Annotated in this window: 16 protein-coding genes and 4 tRNA genes; 3 read left to right on the top strand and 17 right to left on the bottom strand. The window is 62.8% G+C overall.

Annotated elements, in window-relative coordinates; genetic code table 11:
• Positions 1-16: 16 nt before the first annotated feature.
• Entirely contained in the window at positions 17-412 is a 396-nt protein-coding gene (locus AC6LKD_RS01685) for a TssQ family T6SS-associated lipoprotein (protein WP_041654618.1), read from the top strand.
• A gap of 108 nt (positions 413-520) precedes the next feature.
• On the opposite strand, the gene rpoC is transcribed toward AC6LKD_RS01685, so the two are convergent.
• The 17 genes from rpoC to hisN form a co-directional block, all read right to left on the bottom strand.
• Positions 521-4,765 (bottom strand): DNA-directed RNA polymerase subunit beta', encoded by a 4,245-nt coding sequence (gene rpoC / locus AC6LKD_RS01690; RefSeq protein WP_013397029.1) that lies wholly within the window; start codon positions 4,763-4,765, stop codon positions 521-523.
• Positions 4,765-8,877, bottom strand: a complete 4,113-nt coding sequence (gene rpoB, locus AC6LKD_RS01695; protein WP_013397030.1) for a DNA-directed RNA polymerase subunit beta — start codon at positions 8,875-8,877, stop codon at positions 4,765-4,767. Before rpoB ends, rpoC begins: the two co-directional genes overlap by 1 nt.
• 162 nt (positions 8,878-9,039) lie before the next feature.
• Positions 9,040-9,420 (bottom strand): 50S ribosomal protein L7/L12, encoded by a 381-nt coding sequence (gene rplL / locus AC6LKD_RS01700; RefSeq protein ID WP_013397031.1) that lies wholly within the window; start codon positions 9,418-9,420, stop codon positions 9,040-9,042.
• Between the two features lie 81 nt (positions 9,421-9,501).
• Positions 9,502-10,026: a 50S ribosomal protein L10 gene (gene rplJ / locus AC6LKD_RS01705; protein ID WP_013397032.1), complete on the bottom strand. Its 525-nt coding sequence runs from the start codon at positions 10,024-10,026 to the stop codon at positions 9,502-9,504.
• Positions 10,027-10,275: 249 nt separating this feature from the next.
• Positions 10,276-10,974, bottom strand: coding sequence for a 50S ribosomal protein L1 (gene rplA, locus AC6LKD_RS01710; RefSeq protein WP_013397033.1), 699 nt, complete (start codon positions 10,972-10,974; stop codon positions 10,276-10,278).
• 2 nt (positions 10,975-10,976) lie between these two features.
• The gene (gene rplK, locus AC6LKD_RS01715) at positions 10,977-11,408 is read right to left on the bottom strand and encodes a 50S ribosomal protein L11 (protein WP_006389587.1); all 432 of its coding nucleotides are present in this window, start codon (positions 11,406-11,408) and stop codon (positions 10,977-10,979) included.
• A gap of 66 nt (positions 11,409-11,474) precedes the next feature.
• Positions 11,475-12,008 (bottom strand): transcription termination/antitermination protein NusG, encoded by a 534-nt coding sequence (gene nusG, locus AC6LKD_RS01720; RefSeq protein WP_006389586.1) that lies wholly within the window; start codon positions 12,006-12,008, stop codon positions 11,475-11,477.
• Positions 12,009-12,017: 9 nt separating this feature from the next.
• Positions 12,018-12,398 carry a preprotein translocase subunit SecE gene (secE, locus tag AC6LKD_RS01725; protein ID WP_013397034.1) on the bottom strand — a complete coding sequence of 127 codons (381 nt, stop codon included), beginning with the start codon at positions 12,396-12,398 and terminating at the stop codon, positions 12,018-12,020.
• A gap of 64 nt (positions 12,399-12,462) precedes the next feature.
• Positions 12,463-12,538, bottom strand: a tRNA-Trp gene (locus tag AC6LKD_RS01730).
• A gap of 143 nt (positions 12,539-12,681) precedes the next feature.
• Entirely contained in the window at positions 12,682-13,872 is a 1,191-nt protein-coding gene (gene tuf, locus AC6LKD_RS01735; protein WP_013397021.1) for an elongation factor Tu, read from the bottom strand.
• A 56-nt stretch (positions 13,873-13,928) separates the two neighbouring features.
• Positions 13,929-14,003, bottom strand: a tRNA-Thr gene (locus tag AC6LKD_RS01740).
• A gap of 12 nt (positions 14,004-14,015) precedes the next feature.
• Positions 14,016-14,089, bottom strand: a tRNA-Gly gene (locus AC6LKD_RS01745).
• Positions 14,090-14,236: 147 nt separating this feature from the next.
• Positions 14,237-14,323 (bottom strand) — tRNA-Tyr (locus AC6LKD_RS01750).
• Between the two features lie 113 nt (positions 14,324-14,436).
• Entirely contained in the window at positions 14,437-15,600 is a 1,164-nt protein-coding gene (locus AC6LKD_RS01755; protein WP_498114853.1) for an iron-containing alcohol dehydrogenase, read from the bottom strand.
• A 24-nt stretch (positions 15,601-15,624) separates the two neighbouring features.
• The gene (locus tag AC6LKD_RS01760) at positions 15,625-17,013 is read right to left on the bottom strand and encodes an aldehyde dehydrogenase family protein (RefSeq protein WP_498114855.1); all 1,389 of its coding nucleotides are present in this window, start codon (positions 17,011-17,013) and stop codon (positions 15,625-15,627) included.
• A 31-nt stretch (positions 17,014-17,044) separates the two neighbouring features.
• Complete coding sequence (locus tag AC6LKD_RS01765; RefSeq protein ID WP_498114857.1) at positions 17,045-18,430, bottom strand: glutamine synthetase family protein; 1,386 nt, start codon at positions 18,428-18,430, stop codon at positions 17,045-17,047.
• A gap of 57 nt (positions 18,431-18,487) precedes the next feature.
• Positions 18,488-19,294: a histidinol-phosphatase gene (gene hisN / locus AC6LKD_RS01770; RefSeq protein WP_498114859.1), complete on the bottom strand. Its 807-nt coding sequence runs from the start codon at positions 19,292-19,294 to the stop codon at positions 18,488-18,490.
• Positions 19,295-19,488: 194 nt separating this feature from the next.
• Here hisN and AC6LKD_RS01775 point away from each other — a divergent pair, with 194 nt between their 5' ends.
• Complete coding sequence (locus tag AC6LKD_RS01775; protein WP_013397039.1) at positions 19,489-20,496, top strand: ABC transporter substrate-binding protein; 1,008 nt, start codon at positions 19,489-19,491, stop codon at positions 20,494-20,496.
• Between the two features lie 49 nt (positions 20,497-20,545).
• Positions 20,546-21,553: an ABC transporter ATP-binding protein gene (locus AC6LKD_RS01780; RefSeq protein WP_498114861.1), complete on the top strand. Its 1,008-nt coding sequence runs from the start codon at positions 20,546-20,548 to the stop codon at positions 21,551-21,553.
• Positions 21,554-21,577: the final 24 nt, after the last annotated feature.

Consider the following 21,577-nt stretch of genomic DNA (forward strand, 5'->3'; position numbering starts at 1 on the left):
TACACCTTTGGAAGCCATGAAAATTCGCGTTCTGAGTAGTCTGCTCGGCTTGTCGGCCCTCCTGGCGGGTTGCGCCGGGGTTACGTCCAAGCAGCCAGAAGCGCCGCCCACCGCAGAAGCCTTGGACCAGCTGCAGCAAGTACGCGACAAATACAGCGCCGGCCGTTACGGCGAAGTCATCCGCGGCGTCGCCACCTCCGACGCCCTGGCCACCTCCACCAAGGCCGTGCGCATCGAAGCCTACAAGCTGCAGGCGTTTAGCTACTGCGTGAGCAAATATCCGCGCCTGTGCGAGGACAGCTTTGCCCGCATCCTGGCTCTGGACCCCGCCTTCGAGCTGGCGCCGAACGAAGCTGGCCATCCCGTCTGGGGGCCCGTGTTCCGGCACGCGCAGGCACAGGTCGCTAAGTAACCTCCCCTGCGCCAGGCAAAAAAGGGCCGCTGATTCGCATCAGCGGCCTTTTTGATTCCGGGCATGCCGCGCCAGACTGCGCGCGGCATCCCTGCCGGGTGTTTCCGCTTATTCGGCGGAATCCTCGGCGCCGAGGTCGGATGCCGGCGTTTCCGCATCCGAGCCCACCGTGACCGGCGAGTCTTCGAACGGGTTGGCCAACTGGCGGGCGGCTTCGCGTTCCGCGGCCTCCAGCTCTTCCTTGTCGCGGCGTGCGTGGTGATAAGCCAGACCCGTCCCTGCAGGGATGAGGCGGCCGACAATCACGTTTTCCTTCAAACCACGCAGATCGTCGCGCTTGCCCATGATGGCGGCTTCGGTCAGGACACGCGTGGTTTCCTGGAACGATGCGGCCGAGATGAACGAGTCGGTCGACAGCGAGGCCTTCGTGATACCCAGCAGCACGTTGTCGTACGTGGCAGGAATGCGGTCTTCAGCCTGCATGCGGTCATTCGCATTCAACAGCTCGGAGCGCTCGACCTGCTCGCCCGGGATGAACTCGGTATCGCCCGCGTCAACGATGTTCACACGACGCAGCATCTGACGAACAATCACTTCGATGTGCTTGTCGTTGATCTTCACGCCCTGCAGACGGTACACGTCCTGCACTTCGTCGACGATGTAGGTCGCCAGCTTCTCGATGCCTTGCAAGCGCAGGATGTCGTGGGGATCGGCCGGGCCGTCCACGATCATTTCGCCCTTGTTCACCACCTGGCCGTCGTGCACCAGCACCTGCTTTTCCTTCGGAATCAGGAACTCGTGGCTCACGCCTTCCAGGTCGGTGATGACCAGACGCTGCTTGCCCTTGGTGTCCTTGCCGAACGAAACCGTGCCGGTAACGTCGGCGAGCATGCCGGCGTCCTTGGGCGAGCGGGCTTCGAACAGCTCGGCCACTCGCGGCAGACCGCCGGTAATGTCGCGGGTCTTTTGCGATTCTTGCGGAATACGCGCCAGAACTTCACCCACGGCAACCTGCTGGCCGTCGCGCACGGTAATCAGCGCGCCCACCGGGAACGAGATGTTCACCGAGTGATCGGTGCCGGCGATCTTGACGTCTTCGCCCTGCTCGTTGACCAGCTTGATCTGCGGACGCATGACGATCTTGCCGCCACGGGTCTTCGGCGTGATGACGACGAGCGTCGACAGGCCGGTGACTTCGTCCACCTGCTTGGCAACGGTCACGCCTTCTTCGATGTTCTCGAAGCGCACGGCGCCACCGTATTCCGACACGATAGGACGGGTCAGCGGATCCCACGTCGCCAGACGCGCGCCAGCCTTCACGGCTTCGCCATCGCCCACCAGCACGGTCGCGCCGTACGGGATCTTGTGGCGTTCGCGTTCGCGGCCGTTGTCGTCGAAGATCGCCAGTTCGCCGGAGCGCGAGATCGCCACACGTTCGCCCTTGGCGTTCGTGACATAGCGCATCGTGCTGGCAAAACCGACGTTACCGCTGGACTTGGTTTCCACCGCGCTGGCCAGAGCCGAACGCGACGCCGCGCCACCAATGTGGAACGTACGCATCGTGAGCTGCGTGCCCGGTTCGCCGATGGACTGGGCGGCGATAACGCCAACCGCTTCGCCCTGGTTGACCGGCGAGCCACGACCCAGATCGCGGCCGTAGCAGTGCGCGCACAGACCGTGACGCGTTTCGCAGGTCAGCGGGGTGCGGACCTTGACTTCGTCCACGCCGATGCGGTCGATGGTGTCGACCAGGTCTTCGTCCAGCAGGGTACCGGCGACGATGGCCGTTTCCTGCGTGTCCGGGTTGATGATGTCGATGGCGGCAACACGACCCAGGATCCGGTCGCGCAGCGGCTCGATGACTTCACCGCCTTCGACCAGGGCTTTCATGTTGTAGCCCTGCGAAGTGCCGCAATCGTCCTCGGTGATCACCAAGTCTTGCGTCACGTCGACCAGACGACGGGTCAGGTAACCCGAGTTGGCGGTCTTCAGTGCCGTATCGGCCAGACCCTTACGCGCGCCGTGAGTCGAGATGAAGTACTGGAGTACGTTCAGGCCTTCACGGAAGTTCGCGGTAATGGGCGTTTCGATAATCGAGCCGTCCGGCTTGGCCATCAGGCCGCGCATGCCGGCCAGCTGGCGGATCTGGGCGGCCGAACCGCGGGCGCCCGAGTCAGCCATCATGTAGATGGAGTTGAACGATTCCTGGCGCACTTCCTCGCCGTGACGGTTGATCACGGGTTCGGTGGCCAGTTGTTCCATCATCGCCTTGCCGACCTTGTCGCCGGCCTTGCCCCAGATGTCCACCACGTTGTTGTAGCGTTCCTGGGACGTGACCAGACCCGACGAGTACTGCTTGTCGATTTCCTTCACTTCGCGGCTGGCTTCGGCCAGGATGCCTTCCTTGGCGGTCGGGATCAGCATGTCGCCCATGGCGATGGAGATACCGCCGCGCGTGGCCAGGCGGAAGCCCGACTGCATCAGCTTGTCAGCGAAGATCACGGTGTCGCGCAGGCCGCAACGGCGGAACGACTGGTTGATCAGGCGCGAGATTTCCTTCTTCTTCAGCGCCTTGTTCAGCACCGTGAAGGGCAGGCCCTTGGGCAGGATTTCGGACAGCAGCGCGCGGCCGACCGTCGTCTCGTGACGGCGGATCACCGGCTGCCATTCGCCAGCCTCGTCGCGCTCGTGTTCCTTCAGGCGCACGGTGATGCGCGACTGCAGCTCGACTTCGCCGTTGTCGTAGGCGCGCTGCACTTCAGCGACGTCGGTGAAGAAGATGCCTTCGCCGCGGCCGTTGATGCGCTCGCGCGTCGTGTAGTACAGACCCAGCACGATGTCCTGGGACGGCACGATCGACGGTTCGCCGTTGGCCGGGAACAGCACGTTGTTTGAGGCCAGCATCAGCGTGCGCGCTTCCAGCTGGGCTTCCAGCGACAGCGGCACGTGGACGGCCATCTGGTCACCGTCGAAGTCGGCGTTGAACGCCGCGCAAACCAGCGGGTGCAGCTGGATGGCCTTGCCTTCGATCAGGACCGGTTCGAACGCCTGGATGCCCAAACGGTGCAGCGTGGGCGCACGGTTCAGCATGACCGGGTGTTCGCGGATGACTTCTTCCAGGATGTCCCAAACCACCGGTTCCTGGCTTTCCACCAGCTTCTTGGCAGCCTTGATGGTCGTGGCCAGACCCATCATCTCCAGGCGATTGAAGATGAACGGCTTGAACAGTTCCAGGGCCATCAGCTTGGGCAGGCCGCACTGGTGCAGCTTGAGCTGCGGACCCACCACGATGACCGAACGGCCCGAGTAGTCGACGCGCTTGCCCAGCAGGTTCTGACGGAAACGACCGCTCTTGCCCTTGATCATGTCGGCCAGGGACTTGAGCTGGCGCTTGTTGGCGCCGGTCATGGCCTTGCCGCGGCGACCGTTGTCCAGCAGCGAGTCGACGGCTTCCTGCAGCATCCGCTTTTCGTTGCGCAGGATGATTTCCGGAGCCTTCAGCTCCAGCAGGCGCTTCAAGCGGTTGTTGCGGTTGATGACGCGGCGGTACAGGTCGTTCAGGTCGGAGGTCGCGAAGCGGCCGCCGTCCAGCGGCACCAGCGGACGCAGGTCCGGCGGCAGCACGGGCAGCACTTCCATGACCATCCACTCGGCCTTGATGCCGGACTTCTGGAAGCCTTCCAGCACCTTCAGGCGCTTGGAGATCTTCTTGATCTTGGCTTCCGAGCTGGTGGCCTTCAGTTCGCCGCGCAGCGTTTCCACTTCGCGGTCGATATCGATGGTGCGCAGCAGTTCGCGCACGGCTTCCGCGCCCATCAGGGCACGGAAATCGTCGCCGTACTCTTCGGTCTTGGCGAGGAAATCGTCATCCGACATGATCTGGCCGCGCTTGAGCGGCGTCATGCCAGGTTCGATCACGCACCAGGCTTCGAAGTACAGCACGCGTTCGATGTCGCGCAGGGTCATGTCGAGCACCATGCCCAGACGCGACGGCAGGCTCTTCAGGAACCAGATGTGCGCGACGGGGCTGGCCAGCTCGATGTGGCCCATGCGTTCACGGCGAACCTTGGCGACGGTGACTTCCACGCCGCACTTTTCGCAGATCACGCCACGATGCTTCAGGCGCTTGTACTTGCCGCACAAGCACTCGTAGTCTTTGATCGGGCCAAAGATCTTGGAGCAGAACAGGCCGTCGCGCTCGGGCTTGAACGTGCGGTAGTTGATGGTCTCGGGCTTGCGAACTTCGCCGTAGGACCACGAACGGATCTTCTCGGGCGAGGCGATGCCGATCTTGATGGCATCGAACTGCTCGTCTTGCGAGACTTGCTTAAAGAGGTCGAGTAGCGCTTTCATTAGTTACGCTCCAAATCCATGTCCAGGGCCAACGAGCGGATTTCCTTGACCAGCACGTTGAACGATTCCGGCATGCCGGCGTCGATGACGTGGTCGCCCTTGACGATGTTTTCGTATACCTTGGTACGGCCGGTGATGTCGTCGGACTTCACCGTCAGCATTTCCTGCAGGGTGTAGGCGGCGCCGTATGCTTCCAGCGCCCACACTTCCATTTCCCCGAAACGCTGGCCGCCGAACTGCGCCTTGCCGCCCAGAGGCTGCTGGGTAACCAGCGAGTACGGGCCGGTCGAACGCGCGTGCATCTTGTCGTCGACCAAGTGGTGCAGCTTCAGGTAGTGCATGTAGCCGACCGTGACGGGACGCTCGAACTGCTCGCCCGTACGACCGTCGTACAGCCATGCCTGCGTACGCGACGGCGTCAGCGCCATGCGCTTGGCGACTTCGTCCGGATAGGCCAGCTCCAGCATCGTGGTGATTTCCTCTTCGGTCGCGCCGTCGAAGACGGGCGTCGCGAACGGCACGCCGTTCTTGAGGTTCTGGGCCATTTCCATGACTTCTTCGTCGGTCAGCTCGTCGATGCGGGCGCCGGTGCCGGTCGTGTTGTAGACCTTGTCCAGGTAGGCACGGATGTTCTTGACCTGTGCGGTGCGTTCGTCGCGCAGCATGTCGGCGATGCGATGGCCCACGCCCTTGGCAGCCCAGCCCAAGTGCACTTCCAGCACCTGGCCGACGTTCATCCGCGAGGGCACGCCCAGCGGGTTCAGAACGATGTCGGCCGGCGTGCCGTCAGCCATGTGCGGCATGTCTTCCACCGGGGTGATGCGCGAGACCACGCCCTTGTTGCCGTGACGGCCTGCCATCTTGTCGCCAGGCTGCAGACGACGCTTCACGGCCAGGTAGACCTTGATCATCTTCAGCACGCCCGGGGGCAGCTCGTCGCCTTGCGTCAGCTTCTTGCGCTTTTCTTCGAAGGCCAGGTCGAACTGGTGGCGCTTCTGCTCCAGCGATTCCTTGGCCTGCTCCAGCACGACGGCGTGCGGCTCGTCGGCCAGGCGGATGTCGAACCACTGCCAGCGGTCCAGATCAGCCAGGTATGCCTTGGTGATCGTGGCGCCCTTGGCCAGCTTGCGCGGGCCGCCGTTGACGGTCTTGTTGACCAGCATCTTTTCGATACGGTCGAACTGGTCGTTTTCAACGATGCGCAGCTGGTCGTTCAGGTCCTGGCGATAGCGGCGCAGTTCATCGTCGATGATGGACTGGGCGCGCTTGTCGCGCACGATGCCTTCGCGCGTGAACACTTGCACGTCGATCACGGTGCCGGTCATGCCCGAGGGCACGCGCAGCGAGGTGTCCTTAACGTCGGACGCCTTTTCGCCGAAGATGGCGCGCAGCAGCTTTTCTTCCGGCGTCAGCTGGGTCTCGCCCTTGGGCGTGACCTTGCCGACCAGCACGTCGTCGGCGCTGACTTCGGCGCCGATGTACGTGATGCCCGAATCGTCCAGGCGGTTCAGTTGCGTCTCGGCCAGGTTGCTGATGTCGCGCGTGATTTCTTCCGGACCCAGCTTGGTGTCGCGGGCAACGACCGTCAGTTCCTCGATGTGGACCGAGGTGTAGCGGTCATCGGCCACGACCTTTTCAGAGATCAGGATCGAGTCTTCGAAGTTGTAGCCGTTCCACGGCATGAACGCGATCAGCATGTTCTGACCCAGGGCGAGTTCGCCCAGGTCGGTCGATGCGCCGTCGGCCAGCACGTCACCCTTGGCAACCTTGTCGCCACGCTTGACGATAGGACGCTGGTTGATGTTCGTGTTCTGGTTGGAACGGGTGTACTTGATCAGGTTGTAGATATCGACACCGACTTCGCCGGCGACGTTTTCTTCATCGTTCACGCGGATCACGACACGCTCGGCGTCGACGTGGTCGACCAGGCCGCCACGCAGGGCTTGCACGGTCGTGCCCGAGTCAACGGCCACGGTGCGCTCGATACCCGTACCCACGACCGGCTTTTCCGGACGCAGGCAAGGCACGGCCTGACGTTGCATGTTGGCGCCCATCAGCGCGCGGTTCGCGTCGTCGTGCTCCAGGAACGGAATCAGCGAGGCGGCAACCGACACGATCTGCGACGGGGCAACGTCCATGTAGTGCACGTTGGCCGGAGCGGTCAGCATGGTTTCGCCGGCTTCGCGGCAAGCCACCAGGTCGTCCACGAAACGGCCCTCTTCGTCGAGCGCGGCGTTGGCCTGCGCGATGACGTAGTGGCTTTCTTCGATGGCCGACAGGTAGTCGATCTGCTCGCTGACCTTGCCGTCGATGATCTTGCGGTAAGGCGTTTCCAGGAAGCCGTACTCGTTCAGGCGAGCGTACAGCGCCATGGAGTTGATCAGGCCGATGTTCGGGCCTTCCGGCGTTTCGATCGGGCAGACGCGGCCATAGTGGGTCGGGTGCACGTCGCGGACTTCGAAGCCGGCGCGCTCGCGGGTCAGACCGCCCGGGCCCAGTGCGGAAACGCGACGCTTGTGCGTGATTTCCGACAGCGGGTTGGTCTGGTCCATGAACTGCGACAGCTGGCTCGAACCGAAGAACTCCTTGATGGCGGCCGAGATCGGCTTGGAGTTGATCAGGTCGTGCGGCATCAGGTTTTCCGTCTCGGCCTGGCCCAGACGTTCCTTGACGGCGCGCTCGACACGCACCAGGCCGGCGCGGAACTGGTTCTCGGCCAGTTCGCCGACGCAACGCACGCGGCGGTTGCCCAGGTGATCGATGTCGTCGATCTGGCCACGGCCGTTACGCAACTCGACCAGCACCTTGATGGTTTCAAGGATGTCTTCGTTGGTCAGCGTCATCGGACCGGTGATGTCTTCACCACGGCCCAGACGGCTGTTGACCTTCATGCGGCCGACGCGCGACAAATCGTACGTTTCTTCGCTGTAGAACAGACGTTGGAACAGCGCTTCCACCGCTTCTTCGGTGGGCGGCTCGCCGGGACGCATCATGCGGTAGATGGCGACGCGAGCGGCCATCTGGTCGGCGGTTTCGTCGGTGCGCAGCGTCTGCGAGATGTACGGACCGCGGTCCAGGTCGTTCGTGTAGAGCGCCTGGATGTCGTAGACGTTGGAGGCGCGCAGGGCGCCCAGCACGCTTTCCGTGATCTCGTCGTTCGCGTTGGCGATGACTTCACCGGTGTCCGGGTCGACGATGTTCTTGGCCAGCACGCGGCCGTACAGGAAGTCTTCCGGCACGGAGATGCGCTGGATGCCGCCGGCAGCCAGGTCGCGCAGATGCTTGGCGTTGATGCGCTTGTCTTTTTCGACAATGACCTTGCCGTCGCGGTCCGAGATGTCGAAACGGGCCATTTCGCCCTTCCAACGCTCGGGCACGAATTCCATCATCGCGCCTTCGCTCTTCAATTCGAAGTTGTCGAAGTCGAAGAAGTTGGCCAGGATCGATTCCGGCGTCATGCCGATGGCCTTGCACAGGATCGTGACAGGCATCTTGCGGCGGCGGTCGACGCGGAAGAACAGGACGTCCTTCGGGTCGAATTCGAAGTCCAGCCACGAACCGCGGTAAGGAATCACGCGTGCCGAGAACAAGAGCTTGCCGGAGCTGTGGGTCTTGCCGCGGTCGTGTTCGAAGAACACGCCAGGCGAGCGGTGCAGCTGCGAGACGATGACACGCTCGGTGCCGTTGATGACGAAGGAACCCGTGCCCGTCATGAGCGGAATTTCGCCCATGTAGACTTCCTGTTCCTTCACTTCCTTCACGGTGGGCTTGCTGACTTCGCGGTCAAGCAGCACCAGGCGGACCTTGGCTCGCAGGGGCGAGGCATAGGTCAGGCCACGTTGCTGACATTCCTTGACATCGAACACCGGTTCGCCGAGCACATAGCTCACGAACTCCAAGCGCGCCATACCGTTGTGACTAACGATCGGGAAAATCGACGAGAACGCCGCCTGCAAACCGTCGGCTACGCGATCGGACGGGGCGGTATCCGCCTGCAGGAAAGTTAGGTAGGATTGAAGCTGTGTCGCCAACAGGAAGGGAACGTTTTGAACGTCTTCACGCTTGGCGAAGCTTTTGCGGATGCGCTTTTTTTCGGTGTACGAGTAAGGCATGAGCACTCCGACTCGAGGTTGCATGGGCCGTCAACCACGGCCCCAGGTGATACGACTCCAGGAAACCCCTCTGTAAAGGCATGACCCCAGTAGGGGTTTCCTGGAAACGCAAAAGCCCGGGGACTGCAAACTGCGCTGTCCCCGGGCAAGTTGACGCAGGTCTTACTTGACTTCGACCTTGGCGCCAGCTTCTTCCAGCTTCTTCTTGGCGGCTTCGGCGTCAGCCTTGGCCACAGCTTCCTTGACGGGCTTCGGAGCGCCGTCGACCAGGTCCTTGGCTTCCTTCAGACCCAGACCGGTCAGCTCGCGCACGGCCTTGATGACGCTAACCTTGTTGGCGCCAGCTTCGGTCAGAACGACGGTGAACTCGGTTTGCTCTTCAGCAGCGGCGGCAGCGCCACCAGCGGCGGGAGCAGCGACAGCGACAGCGGCGGCAGCAGCCGACACGCCGAACTTCTCTTCCATTTCCTTGATCAGCTCGGACAGCTCGAGCACGGTCATGCCAGCGATGGCGTCAAGGATTTCAGCTTTGTTAAGTGCCATTTTTCAGAACTCCAAATAATTTGGTAATGCCAGGGTTTGGGTGTCGCTCGGTCGTTCAGCGAATTCCGGACAGCAGGGCGATTAGGCCGCTGCCTTTTGGTCGCGCACAGCCGCGAGGCCACGGGCGAACTTGGTCGGAACTTCGTTGAGCGTACGCACGAATTGCGCGATGGGGGCTTGCATGGTGCCCAGCAGTTTCGACAGCAACTCTTCGCGCGAGGGCATGGTGGCCAGGGCCTTCACGCCGTCTTGGTTCAGCAGGCTGTTGGGCAGAGCGCCCGCCTTGATGACCAGCTTGTCGTTGCTTTTCGCGAAACCTGCGAGGACCTTGGCCGCCGAAACCGGATCAGCGCTGATGCCATAGATCAGCGGACCGGTCAGTTGCTCAGCCAACGGCTCGAAAGCCGTGCCGGCAACAGCACGACGGGCCAGCGAGTTCTTCAGAACACGCAGATACACGCCCGATTCACGCGCAGTTTTGCGCAGTACGGTGACAGAGGCGACGTCCAGACCACGGTACTCAGCGATAACAATCGATTGGGCCTTGGCGACTTCCGCCGAGACTTCCTCGATTACCACCGCTTTCTCTTGACGATTGAGACTCACGGTTTGAACACTCCATCAAAAGACGCCTGGGGCCTGAGCCTTGCGCGTCAACCGAATGCGGCGCCTGGTCGAGTTCTTCGTGTAAAGAAATCTTCCTGGGGACGCCGTCTACGCTGGATCCGAACCTTGCGGGCTTCGGGATTAAGCGGAGTGGTCCGGTACTGCTTGAACCACCCTGCTCCAGCGGTCTTTGACAGCAACATCCGGAGGAATCCGGATGCAGCCCAAAGTACGTTTACTGCTATCGGCTTAGTTGGCCGACAGCGAGGCAATTTCCACGCGCGCACCGCCGCCCATCGTGGACGAAACGGCCAGCTTGCGCAGGTAAATACCCTTGGCAGCTGCGGGACGAGCCTTTTGCAGGGCGTCGACCAGAGCGGCCAGGTTGGTTTGCAGCTGTTCCACGCCGAACGACGCGCGGCCGATCGTTGCGTGGATGATGCCAGCCTTGTCGGTACGGTACTGAACCTGACCGGCCTTGGCGTTCTTGACAGCGGTGGCGACGTCCGGGGTCACGGTGCCGACCTTCGGGTTCGGCATCAGGCCACGGGGGCCCAGGATCTGGCCCAGGGCACCCACGACACGCATCGTGTCGGGCGAGGCGATGACCACGTCGAAGTCCATTTGACCGGCCTTGATCTGGTCAGCCAGGTCGTCCAGGCCGACGATGTCGGCGCCAGCGGCCTTGGCGGCTTCAGCCTTGTCGCCTTGGGCGAACACGGCGACGCGGACCGACTTGCCGGTGCCGGCGGGCAGAACGACCGAGCCGCGGACCAGTTGGTCCGACTTCTTCGGGTCGATGCCGAGCTGCACGGCCACGTCAATGGATTCATTGAACTTGGCGACGGCGGTTTCCTTGACCAGGGTCAGGGCTTCAGCGACCGGGTACATCTTGGTACGGTCGATCTTCTGCGCAATGGCGGCGGCGCGCTTGGACAGTTTTGCCATGATTAGATCCCCTCAACCGTGATGCCCATGCTGCGGGCGCTGCCAGCGATCGTACGCACGGCGGCGTCCAGATCAGCGGCGGTCAGATCGGGGCCCTTGGCCTTGGCGATCTCTTCAGCTTGAGCGCGGGTCAGCGTGCCGACCTTGTCGGTATGCGGCTTGGACGAACCCTTTTGCACGCCGGCGGCCTTCTTGATGAGGACCGTCGCGGGCGGGGTCTTCATGATGAAGGTGAAGCTCTTGTCCGCGAAGGCGGTGATCACCACGGGAATCGGCAGACCAGGCTCCATGCCTTGGGTCTTGGCGTTGAACGCCTTGCAGAATTCCATGATGTTCAGGCCACGCTGACCCAGGGCCGGGCCAATCGGGGGGGAGGGGTTAGCCTTACCAGCCGGCACTTGCAGCTTGATAAAGCCGACGATCTTCTTCGCCATGCTTTGCTCCTTGCGGGTTATATCGCTCCTGGGCACTGAGGCCTGGGAGCTCCCCGGGGGTTGAAATTAGGTCTTTTCGACCTGACTGAAATCGAGTTCGACGGGCGTGGCGCGACCAAAAATGGTGACGGACACACGCACCTTGCTCTTTTCGTAGTTGACTTCTTCGACGTTGCCGTTGAAGTCCGCAAACGGACCTTCCTTGACCCGAACCATCTCGCCCACTTCGAACAGGATCTTGGGGCGGGGTTTCTCGACACCCTCTTCCATCTGGGAGAGGATCTTCTCGACTTCCTTTTCGGAAATCGGGGTCGGACGGTTGCCCGAGCCACCCAAAAAGCCGGTGACGCGGTTGGTGTTCTTGACCAGGTGCCACGTTTCGTCGGTCAGGTCCATTTCAACCAGGACATAACCGGGGAAAATGCGGCGCTCGGTGATCGACTTCTGGCCACCCTTGACCTCGACGACTTCCTCGGAGGGCACAAGAATGCGGCCAAACGACGTTTGCAGGCCCGCGCGCTCGATGCGCTCGTTCAGGGCCTTGTGTACGCTTTTTTCCATGCCGGAGTACACATGGACGACATACCAACGCTTACTCATTCGCCGTCCTTATTTCCAGCCCAACAGCAGGCCGTAGAGAATCCATTCGATGCCCTTGTCGAGCACCCACATGAAAAGGCCCATGACCGCCACAAACGCGAAAACGATACCCGTCATCTGGGTCGTTTCCTTGCGCGTGGGCCACGAGACACGCTTGACTTCGTTGTAGGACTCGCTGGCGAAGCTCAGGGTGCGGCGGCCGGGTTCGCTGAACCAGGCGATCACGGCTGCGATCACGAGACCGCCGACGAAAACGCCGACACGAGCAGGCATCGGTTGCGCGCTCAGCACGGAGAACCCGACGATGCCAGCAATAACGACAAGAACCGCCAGCCCGAGCTTGACCCGGTCGGCGGTACTGGTTACGGTTTCTACGCTGGTATTAGACATATTGCGACGCGAGCCGCCGTGAATGCGTAACTCGCGATGATCTCCCGCGGGTTTATCCTGGCGGTGGCAGGGGCAGTAGGAATCGAACCTACAACCTTCGGTTTTGGAGACCGACGCTCTGCCAATTGAGCTATGCCCCTAAAACACTACTGGCTTGCACTACACATTCACTGACTTCCCACCTGGCGCTACGCGCAAGGTTGCGGAACCAGACATCATACTACTTTTACGGCAAAGATGGATAGAGGGACTTTTCAGCCCGCTCTACCCATCCGGGTATTGCTTACTTCAGGATCTTGGCGACGACGCCGGCGCCGACGGTACGACCGCCTTCACGGATGGCGAAACGCAGGCCTTCTTCCATGGCGATCGGAGCCAACAGCTTGACCGTCATGGCCACGTTGTCGCCCGGCAGAACCATTTCCTTGTCGGCCGGCAGTTCGATCGTGCCCGTCACGTCCGTCGTGCGGAAGTAGAACTGGGGACGATAGCCCTGGAAGAACGGAGTGTGACGGCCGCCTTCTTCCTTGGACAGGATGTACACCTCGGACGTGAAGTCCGTGTGCGGGGTGATCGAGCCCGGCTTGGCCAGCACTTGGCCACGCTGGACGTCTTCACGCTTGGTGCCGCGCAGCAGGATGCCCACGTTGTCGCCGGCTTGACCTTGGTCCAGCAGCTTGCGGAACATTTCCACGCCGGTGCAAGTCGTCTTGACCGTCGGAACGATACCGACGATTTCGATTTCTTCGCCGACCTTGACGATGCCGCGTTCGATACGGCCGGTCACCACGGTGCCGCGACCCGAGATCGAGAACACGTCTTCAACCGGCATCAGGAACGTGCCGTCCACGGCGCGCTCGGGCGTCGGGATGTACGAATCCAGTGCTGCGGCCAGAGCCATGATGGCTTGCTCGCCCAGTTCGCCCTTGTCGCCTTCCAGCGCCAGCTTGGCCGAACCCTTCACGATCGGCGTGTCGTCGCCCGGGAAGTCGTACTTCGACAGCAGTTCGCGAACTTCCATTTCCACCAGCTCGAGCAGCTCGGCGTCGTCAACCATGTCAGCCTTGTTCAGGAAGACGATGATGTACGGCACGCCAACCTGGCGCGACAGCAGGATGTGTTCGCGGGTCTGCGGCATCGGGCCGTCAGCGGCCGACACCACCAGGATCGCGCCGTCCATTTGCGCCGCGCCCGTGATCATGTTCTTCACGTAGTCAGCGTGGCCCGGGCAGTCAACGTGCGCGTAGTGACGCGCTTCCGTTTCGTACTCGACGTGAGCCGTGTTGATCGTGATGCCGCGAGCCTTTTCTTCAGGAGTCGCATCGATCTGGTCGTAGCCCTTGGCTTCGCCACCGAACTTGTTCGACAGAACGGTCGTGATAGCGGCCGTCAACGTCGTTTTGCCGTGGTCAACGTGACCAATCGTACCCACGTTCACGTGCGGCTTGGTACGTTCAAACTTGCCTTTTGCCATGGCTGACTCCTGACCTGGATTGCGCTTCAGACTGAAGAAAAGAACTTCGAAATTTGTGGTGCCCATGGCGCGGATCGAACGCGCGACCTCTCCCTTACCAAGGGAGTGCTCTACCACTGAGCCACATGGGCATTTAAAAATCTTGGAGCGGGTGAAGGGAATCGAACCCTCGTCGTAAGCTTGGAAGGCTTCTGCTCTACCATTGAGCTACACCCGCGGCATACCCTTTCACCTTCTCTTTCCCAAACCTTTTCAATCCAAAGCCCTGGAAAACGTTGCAGCCTTCTTTGCGAAGGTCGTTCGGCTTTCCGGGCCTTACATTTTAAATCCAGGCCAACCGCGCCTGGATTTGGGTATGGGTCTCTGGTGGAGGAGGTTGGATTCGAACCAACGTAGGCGCAAGGCCAACAGATTTACAGTCTGCCCCCTTTAACCACTCGGGCACTCCTCCAGCGGAGAATTCGAGATTATGAACACTTTCAAATCCGCTGTCAAACGCTTCGGACGAAATATTCAAAATCCTTCTTCAACCCCCACTGCGTTTCCGCGCAGAGGGGGCGAAGCTTACAGGTTTCCGCGAATTGCTGCACGGAAAAGATCGGAATACTGCTCTGGCGTGTAGTTGACGGGGTTGCCGCCGGCCGAGGGATCCTCGGCCGCCATGCGCCCGACCCGCTCCGCCTGGGCATCGTCGATGCCAATTTCCGCCAGGGTGTGGGGAATGCCGAGCGTCTCGCGCAGGCTCAGCACCCAATCCAGCACCGCTCCCGGGCCAGGATCGGGCAGGCCCAGGTAACGCGCCAACGCTTCCAGGCGCGGCGCCACCGCATGCTGGTTGGCTTTCAGCACATAGGGCATGAGGATTGCGTTGAGCGTGCCGTGATGCGCGTCGTACAACGCGCCCAGCGGATGCGCCAGCGCATGCATGGCGCCCAGCCCGCGCTGGAAAGCCGTCGCGCCCATGCTGGAAGCCACCAGCATTTGCAGCCGCGCCTGCAGGTCCCCGCCATCGGCCACCGCCTGCGGCAGATATTCCTTCACCAGACGCATGCCTTCGATCGCGATGCCAGCCGCCATGGGATGGAAGAATGGCGAACAGTAGGCCTCCAGATTGTGCGACAGCGCGTCCATGCCGGTTGCCGCCGTGATCTTCGGCGGCAGGCCGACTGTCAGTTCCGGGTCCAGGATCACGACGGACGGCAGCATGCGCGCATGGAAGATGATGCGCTTGACCTCGGCGGCCTCGTCGGTGATGACGGACGCGCGCCCTACCTCCGAACCCGTGCCCGCGGTGGTCGGCACCGCCACCACTGGCGCCATGCCTGCCACATCGACCCGCAGGTAGTTATCGCCAATGTCCTCGAAATCCCACAAGGGCCGCGCCTGTCCCGCCATCAGTGCGATTGCCTTGGCAGCGTCCAGCGCGGAACCTCCGCCGAATGCAATCACGCCATCGTGGCTGCCTTGTTTGTATGCGCGCACGCCATCGTCGACGTTGCGGCCCGTGGGGTTGCCTTTTATTTCGTGGAACAGGCCGCACTCCAGGCCGGCGTCACCGCATGCGCGCAGCACGTCCGCGACCATGGGCAAGGCGGCCAGCCCGGGATCCGTCACCAGCAACGGACGCGTCATGCCAAGCCCGCGGCACAGTTCCGGCAGTTCCTTGATGCGGCCGGGGCCGGCCTTGATGGCGGTGGGATAGTTCCAATTTACGCTGGGCAGAGTCATGGCTGGTTTCCTGATGGCGTCCTGTCAGACGCTGCGCAGATGAAAGGATTTGGCTTGCGTCAGTTGTTCGTAGCCGACCGCAGACAAGGACACGCCGCGGCCGGAGTTCTTCACGCCGGTCCACGCCAGCGCGGGATCCAGATAGTCGCAGCGGTTCATGAAGAACGTTCCGGTGCGAACCTGTCCGCCGATATGCAACGCGGCCTCCTGATCCTGAGTGAAGACCGCCGCCGTCAGCCCATAAGGACTGTCGTTCATCAGGCCGATGGCTTCCTCATCACTGTCCACCGGCATGATGCCGACCGCAGGCCCAAAGCATTCGTCGTTCATGATGCGCATGCGGTGATCGACCTGTGTCAGCAACGCTGGCGCAACATAAGGCGAGCCTATGCTCGCTTCCTTGAAATGTGAGCTATCCATCATATTTCTGGCGCCGGCCGACACCGCTTCATCGATTATTCCGCGTATCTCGGCGGCGGCCTTCGCACGCACTACGGGACCCAACGTGGTATCGGCGTGCAGCGGATTCCCCAGGACATAGCTGCGCGTCAGTTCGGCGGCGCGCTCGACGAATTCGTCGTACCGCGCACGCGCCACGTAGATGCGCTGGATGCCGCAGCAGGACTGGCCCGAATTGAAGAACGCGCCGTCCACCAGGGTTTCGACCGCGTGATCGATCTTCGCGTCTGCCCGCACATAGGCCGGATCATTGCCGCCGAGTTCCAGGCCTGCGCCTATGAAACGCCCGGCCGCGCTCTCTTCCACGGCATGCCCGCCGCGCACGGAGCCGGTGAACGAGACATAGCCGATCTCCGGTGCGCGGATCAGCCGATGCACGATGTCGTGGTTGGCATGCAGATACTGGAACACGCCCTTGGGCGCCCCCGCCTCGCGGAACGCGCGGTCGATCAGTTCGGCGCACAAGGGCGTCTGGTCGGAATGCTTGAGGATGACGGTGTTGCCCGCCATCAGCGCAGGCACGATGCTGTTCACCGCCGTCAACAAAGGGTAGTTCCATGGCGCTATCGTCAACGCTACGCCTATCGGTTCGCGGCTGATGAAGCGAGTGAAGCCGGTTTGTTCCGGAACCTGGATGGGTGCCAGCGCATCGCCAGCGATCGCGATCATGTGGCGCGCGCGCGCCTCGAAGCCTGCTACCTCGCCCGGCGTGTAGCGCAACGGACGCCCCATCTGGATGGTAATGGCGCGCGCGACCTCTTCCTTCGCGGCGACGAAGCGATCGACTGCCGCCGACACGATGCGTCCCCGCCCCTCCACGCCCAGCGCCTGCCACGCGGCTTGCGCGGCTTGGGCGTCGGCAAGCGCCTGCGCGATCTGCGCCTCGCTGGCATAGGGACGGCGCACAACCTCGCGCCCGTCGATGGGACTGATGGTAATAAGTTCCTGAGTCATGTCTGCCCTGCGCAAGCGGTTTGGTTTGAATTCAGATGATTTCGAAGTAGCGCGCCAGTTCCCAGTCGGTCACGTGGCGCCGGAACTGCCGTTCTTCCCATTCGCGCGTGGCCGCGTAGTGCTCGACGAAGGCGTCGCCGAACAGATGGCGCGCGGCTTCGGATTCGCGCAGCCGCTGCGCGGCTTCCCACAAGGTGGTGGGCAGGCGCAGATGCGCTGGAAACTGCTGCGTGTAGGCATTGCCTTGCACCATGGGCTCGGGCGTCAACCCTTGTTCGATGCCATATAGCCCCGAAGCCAGGGCGGCGGACAAGGCCAGATAGGGATTGGCGTCGGCCGATCCGATGCGCACCTCGACGCGCTGCGACTTGTCGCTGCCCGGAATCAGCCGCAGCGCGGTGGTGCGGTTCTCCATGCCCCAGGTAGCGTCCAGCGGCGCCCAATATCCGGGCACCAGGCGCGAATAGCTGTTGATGGTTTGCGCGTACAGGGCCATGAACTCCGGCAGATAGCGCTGCACGCCAGCCATGAAGGAGGCTTGCGTAGCGCTCATGCCATGCGGCCGCGATTCGTCGTAGAAGGCAGAACGGTTGGTCTTGTGGTCACGCAGCGACAGATGGATGTGGCCGCTTTGGCCCGGATGATCGTGCGACCACTTCGCCATGAAGGTCGCCATCAGCCCGTTCTGCTGCGCCAGCGCCTTGGTGAAGGTCTTGAACAGAAAGGCCTTGTCGCCCGCGGCAGCTGCCAGGTCCACCGCCAGGGCCGCTTCCAGCACGCCGGGTCCCGTCTCGGTGTGCAGCCCCTCGATAGGCATGTCCATGCGTTCGCACATGTCCAGCAGCTTGCGGTAGAAGTCGCCTTCGACGGTGCTGCGCAGCACGGAGTAGCCGAAATTTCCTGGGGTCCAGTTCTCCATGTTGCGATAGTTCTTGGCGCGCACGGAGTGCGGCGTCTCGCGGAACATGAAGAATTCGTACTCGAGCGCGGCGTAGACGTCGTAGCCCATGCCCGCGGCGCGGTCCAGGGTGCGGTGCAGCAGCCGCCGCGGACAGATGGCGCCGGCGTCGCCCTCGAATTCCGCCAGGAACAGCAGCATGTCTTCGCCGCCCGGCCCCTGTTCCAGCGGCAGCCGGCGGCCGCTTTGCGGGATGATCCTGAGCTTGGCATCGGGATAGGCCGTGTGCCACCCGGTGTACTTGGTGTTGTCGTAGAGCTGGTCGTCCAGATCCCAGCCGAACACCACGTCGCAGAACGCCAGCCCCGAGCGCAGCGCGCCCAGGAATTTGTCGCGCCGCAAGTATTTTCCCAGCATGACGCCGTCGACGTCGGACAAGCCTACCTTGATGTGCGAGAGCTGGCTGGCTTGCACCAGCCGCTCCGCGTCTTCCACCGTTGCTACCCCTAGTGCATGCATGCTCTTTCACCTTGTGGCTGAAGCGTTGCGTTGAACTGCGGGCGGGCGACGCGGCGTTCAGGTCATGGCCGCCCCCAGCACCCGCATCGCCTGGCGATGCAACTGCGGCGTGGCGGCCGCGACGACGCGGCCCTGCGATTCGAGGCTGAGCGGCTGCCCCGACCAATCGGTAATGACGCCGCCAGCCCCTTCGATCACGGGCATCAGCGCCAGATAGTCATACGGCTGCAGGCCGGACTCGACCACCAGGTCGACGTGCCCGCTGGCCAGCAGGCCGTAGCTATAGCAATCGCCGCCGTAGCGGCGCATGCGCGCGGCCTGCGTCAGCGCCTCGAAAGCGGCCAGTTCCGCGCCGACAAAGATGTCGGGAGAGGTGGCGTACAAAATGGCCTGCCGCAGCTCGGTACAGGCGCTGGCGCGGCAGACAACGCCGTTCAGCTGCGCGGCTGCACCGGCCGCGCCGATCCAGCGTTCGTCCAGCATGGGGATGTCGATCACGCCCAGCACGGACTTGCCCCGGTGCAGCAGCGCCAGCAAGGTGCCCCACAGCGGGTTGCCGGAAATGAAGGCGCGCGTGCCGTCGATGGGATCCAGCGACCACACGAACTCGGCTTCGGCGTGCGAGGCGCCGAACTCTTCACCAAAGATGCCGTGGTCGGGATAGTGCTGGGCGATGGCCTCGCGCAAGGCGGCCTCGACCTCCTTGTCCGCCTGCGTGACCGGGCTTGCGTCGGCCTTGGTGTCGACGTCCAGCGGGTGCCGGAACCATTTGCGCGACAAGGGGCGCACACGGTCCGCCAGCGTCTGGGCGAACGAGGAGTACGCGGCCAGCTGCTGCGCGGATAACGGCGGTGAAGTTTGCATCGATGAGCTCCAGGCGTGGCGCGGGAGGATGCGCCTACGCCAAAAAAACCCTTGAATACAGGTTTTTCCAGTCTAGACACGTTGCCACAAATTTGCAAACATACATAAAACTGCAACCTGCCGGATGGGTTGCAGAAGACTGCCCGCCTACGTAGCTCGCCACCGTTGCCGTGTATTCCAACCGGAGTCCCATCATGCAATGTATGAAGAAGCTTGGCCTTGTGGTTGCAGTAATTTCCCTAGGTTGGACGCAGGCCCATGCCGGCGCCATCACCGTCTACACCGCCCTCGAAGAAGACGAGATCGCGGCCTACCTGAAGGCCGCCAACGCCGCCATGCCCGATGTGAAGGTCAATGTGCTGCGGCTGTCCACCGGCGACCTGGGCGCCCGCCTGATCGCCGAGGCCTCCAACCCACAGCAGGACGTGATCTGGGGCTTCGCCGTCAGCAACATGCTGGACCCGCGCCTGCAGAACCTGCTCGAGCCGTACGCGGCCAAGGGCATGGACGCCCTGCCCGCCCAGTACAAGGGCGCCGACCAGAAGTGGTTCGCGGCCACCGGCTATGTCGCCGCATTCTGTGTCAACACGGACAGGCTCAAGTCCAAGAACCTGCCCATGCCCACGTCCTGGGAAGACCTGACCAAGCCGGTCTACAAGGGCGAAATCGTTATCCCCAGCCCCGCGGCCTCCGGCACCGGCTATCTGCAGATCGTCGCGCTGCTGCAGGGCATGGGCAAGGAAAAGGGCTGGGCGCTGCTCAAGGACCTGGACAAGAACGTGGCGCAATACACGCCGTCCGGCTCGCGTCCCTGCAAAATGGCGCGTGCCGGCGAGTACGCCATCGGCGTGTCCTTCGCCTTCCCCGCCATGCAGTCCATCGAGGAAGGCTTTCCCATCAAGATGGTGATTCCGTCCAAATGGGTGGGCTACGAGCTGGAAGCCTCGGGCCTGATGAAGACGGCCAAGAATCCCGCCGACGCCAAGCGCTTCCTCGACTGGACGCTGTCGGCACAAGCGGGCGGCCTGTACAGCAAGTACAAGGAACTGGTGACCATCCCCGGCGCCACGCCCAACAAGGCCGCCGAGGCCGCGGGCCTGCCCAAGGACCTGACCGCCGTGCTGTATCCCGTGGACTTCCCCAAGTCAGCCGCGGAACGGGACGCCACCATCAAGACCTGGCAGGAAACCATCAAGCGTTGATGGGCCGGCGGCCGGTGGCAAGCCGGCCGCCGCCCGTCCTGGAGACGCCATGTATCTGGAATTGCGCGGGATACGCAAGACGTTCGATGCGTCGGTAGCGCTGCAAGACATCGACCTGTCCGTGGGCGAGCATGAATTCGTCTGCCTGCTCGGCCCCAGCGGCTGTGGCAAAACCACTTTGCTGCGCATCGTGGCGGGCCTGCTGCCATTCGACCGCGGCACCATCACGCTGGGCGGACGTGACCTGAGCGCGCTGCCTGCGCGCAAGCGCGGCTTCGGCATCGTGTTCCAGTCGTATTCCCTGTTCCCCAACATGACCGTGGCGGAAAACGTGGGCTACGGCCTGCGCATCCGCGGCGAGCCGCGCGACCGCATCGCCACGCGCGTGAAAGAACTGCTGGCACTGATCAAACTGCCCGACTATGCCGAACGCTACCCGCACCAGCTGTCGGGCGGCCAGCAGCAGCGCGTAGCGCTGGCGCGCGCGCTGGCGGTGGATCCGGCGCTGATCCTGCTGGACGAGCCGCTCTCCGCGCTGGATGCGCGCGTGCGCACCGACATGCGCGCCGAGATCCACGAGGTGCAGCGGCGCCTGAAGATCCCCACCGTGATGGTGACGCACGATCAGGAGGAAGCGCTGACGCTGGCCGACAAGATCGTCTGCATGAACGATGGACGCATCGAACAGGTGGGCTCGCCTTCCGACCTGTATCTGCGGCCGCGCACGCGCTTCGTGGCGAACTTCGTGGGGCTGAGCAATCTGCTGCCCACCGACTGGGTGCGCGAAGCCATGCCCCAGCTGCTGGCGACGCGGCCCGAGGGAGCCAGCGAACGCTACGAGGCCTGCTTGCGGCCGGAAAGCCTGCGCATCGCCGCGGATGAGCAAGGCCCGGGTCGTGTGCAAGACATGACCTTCATGGGCAATCTCACCCGCTTGCGGGTCGCCTGGCAGGGGCGCGAACTTCTGGTGGAACAGCATGGCGCCGCCGGCCTGTCGCGCGGCGCCCCCGTGCGCCTGGACATGGAGCCGGGCCAATGTGCCTGGGTCAGCGTATGACGGACCGCAGCATGCGAACCGGAG

Source organism: Achromobacter sp. D7-1 (assembly GCF_059760445.1).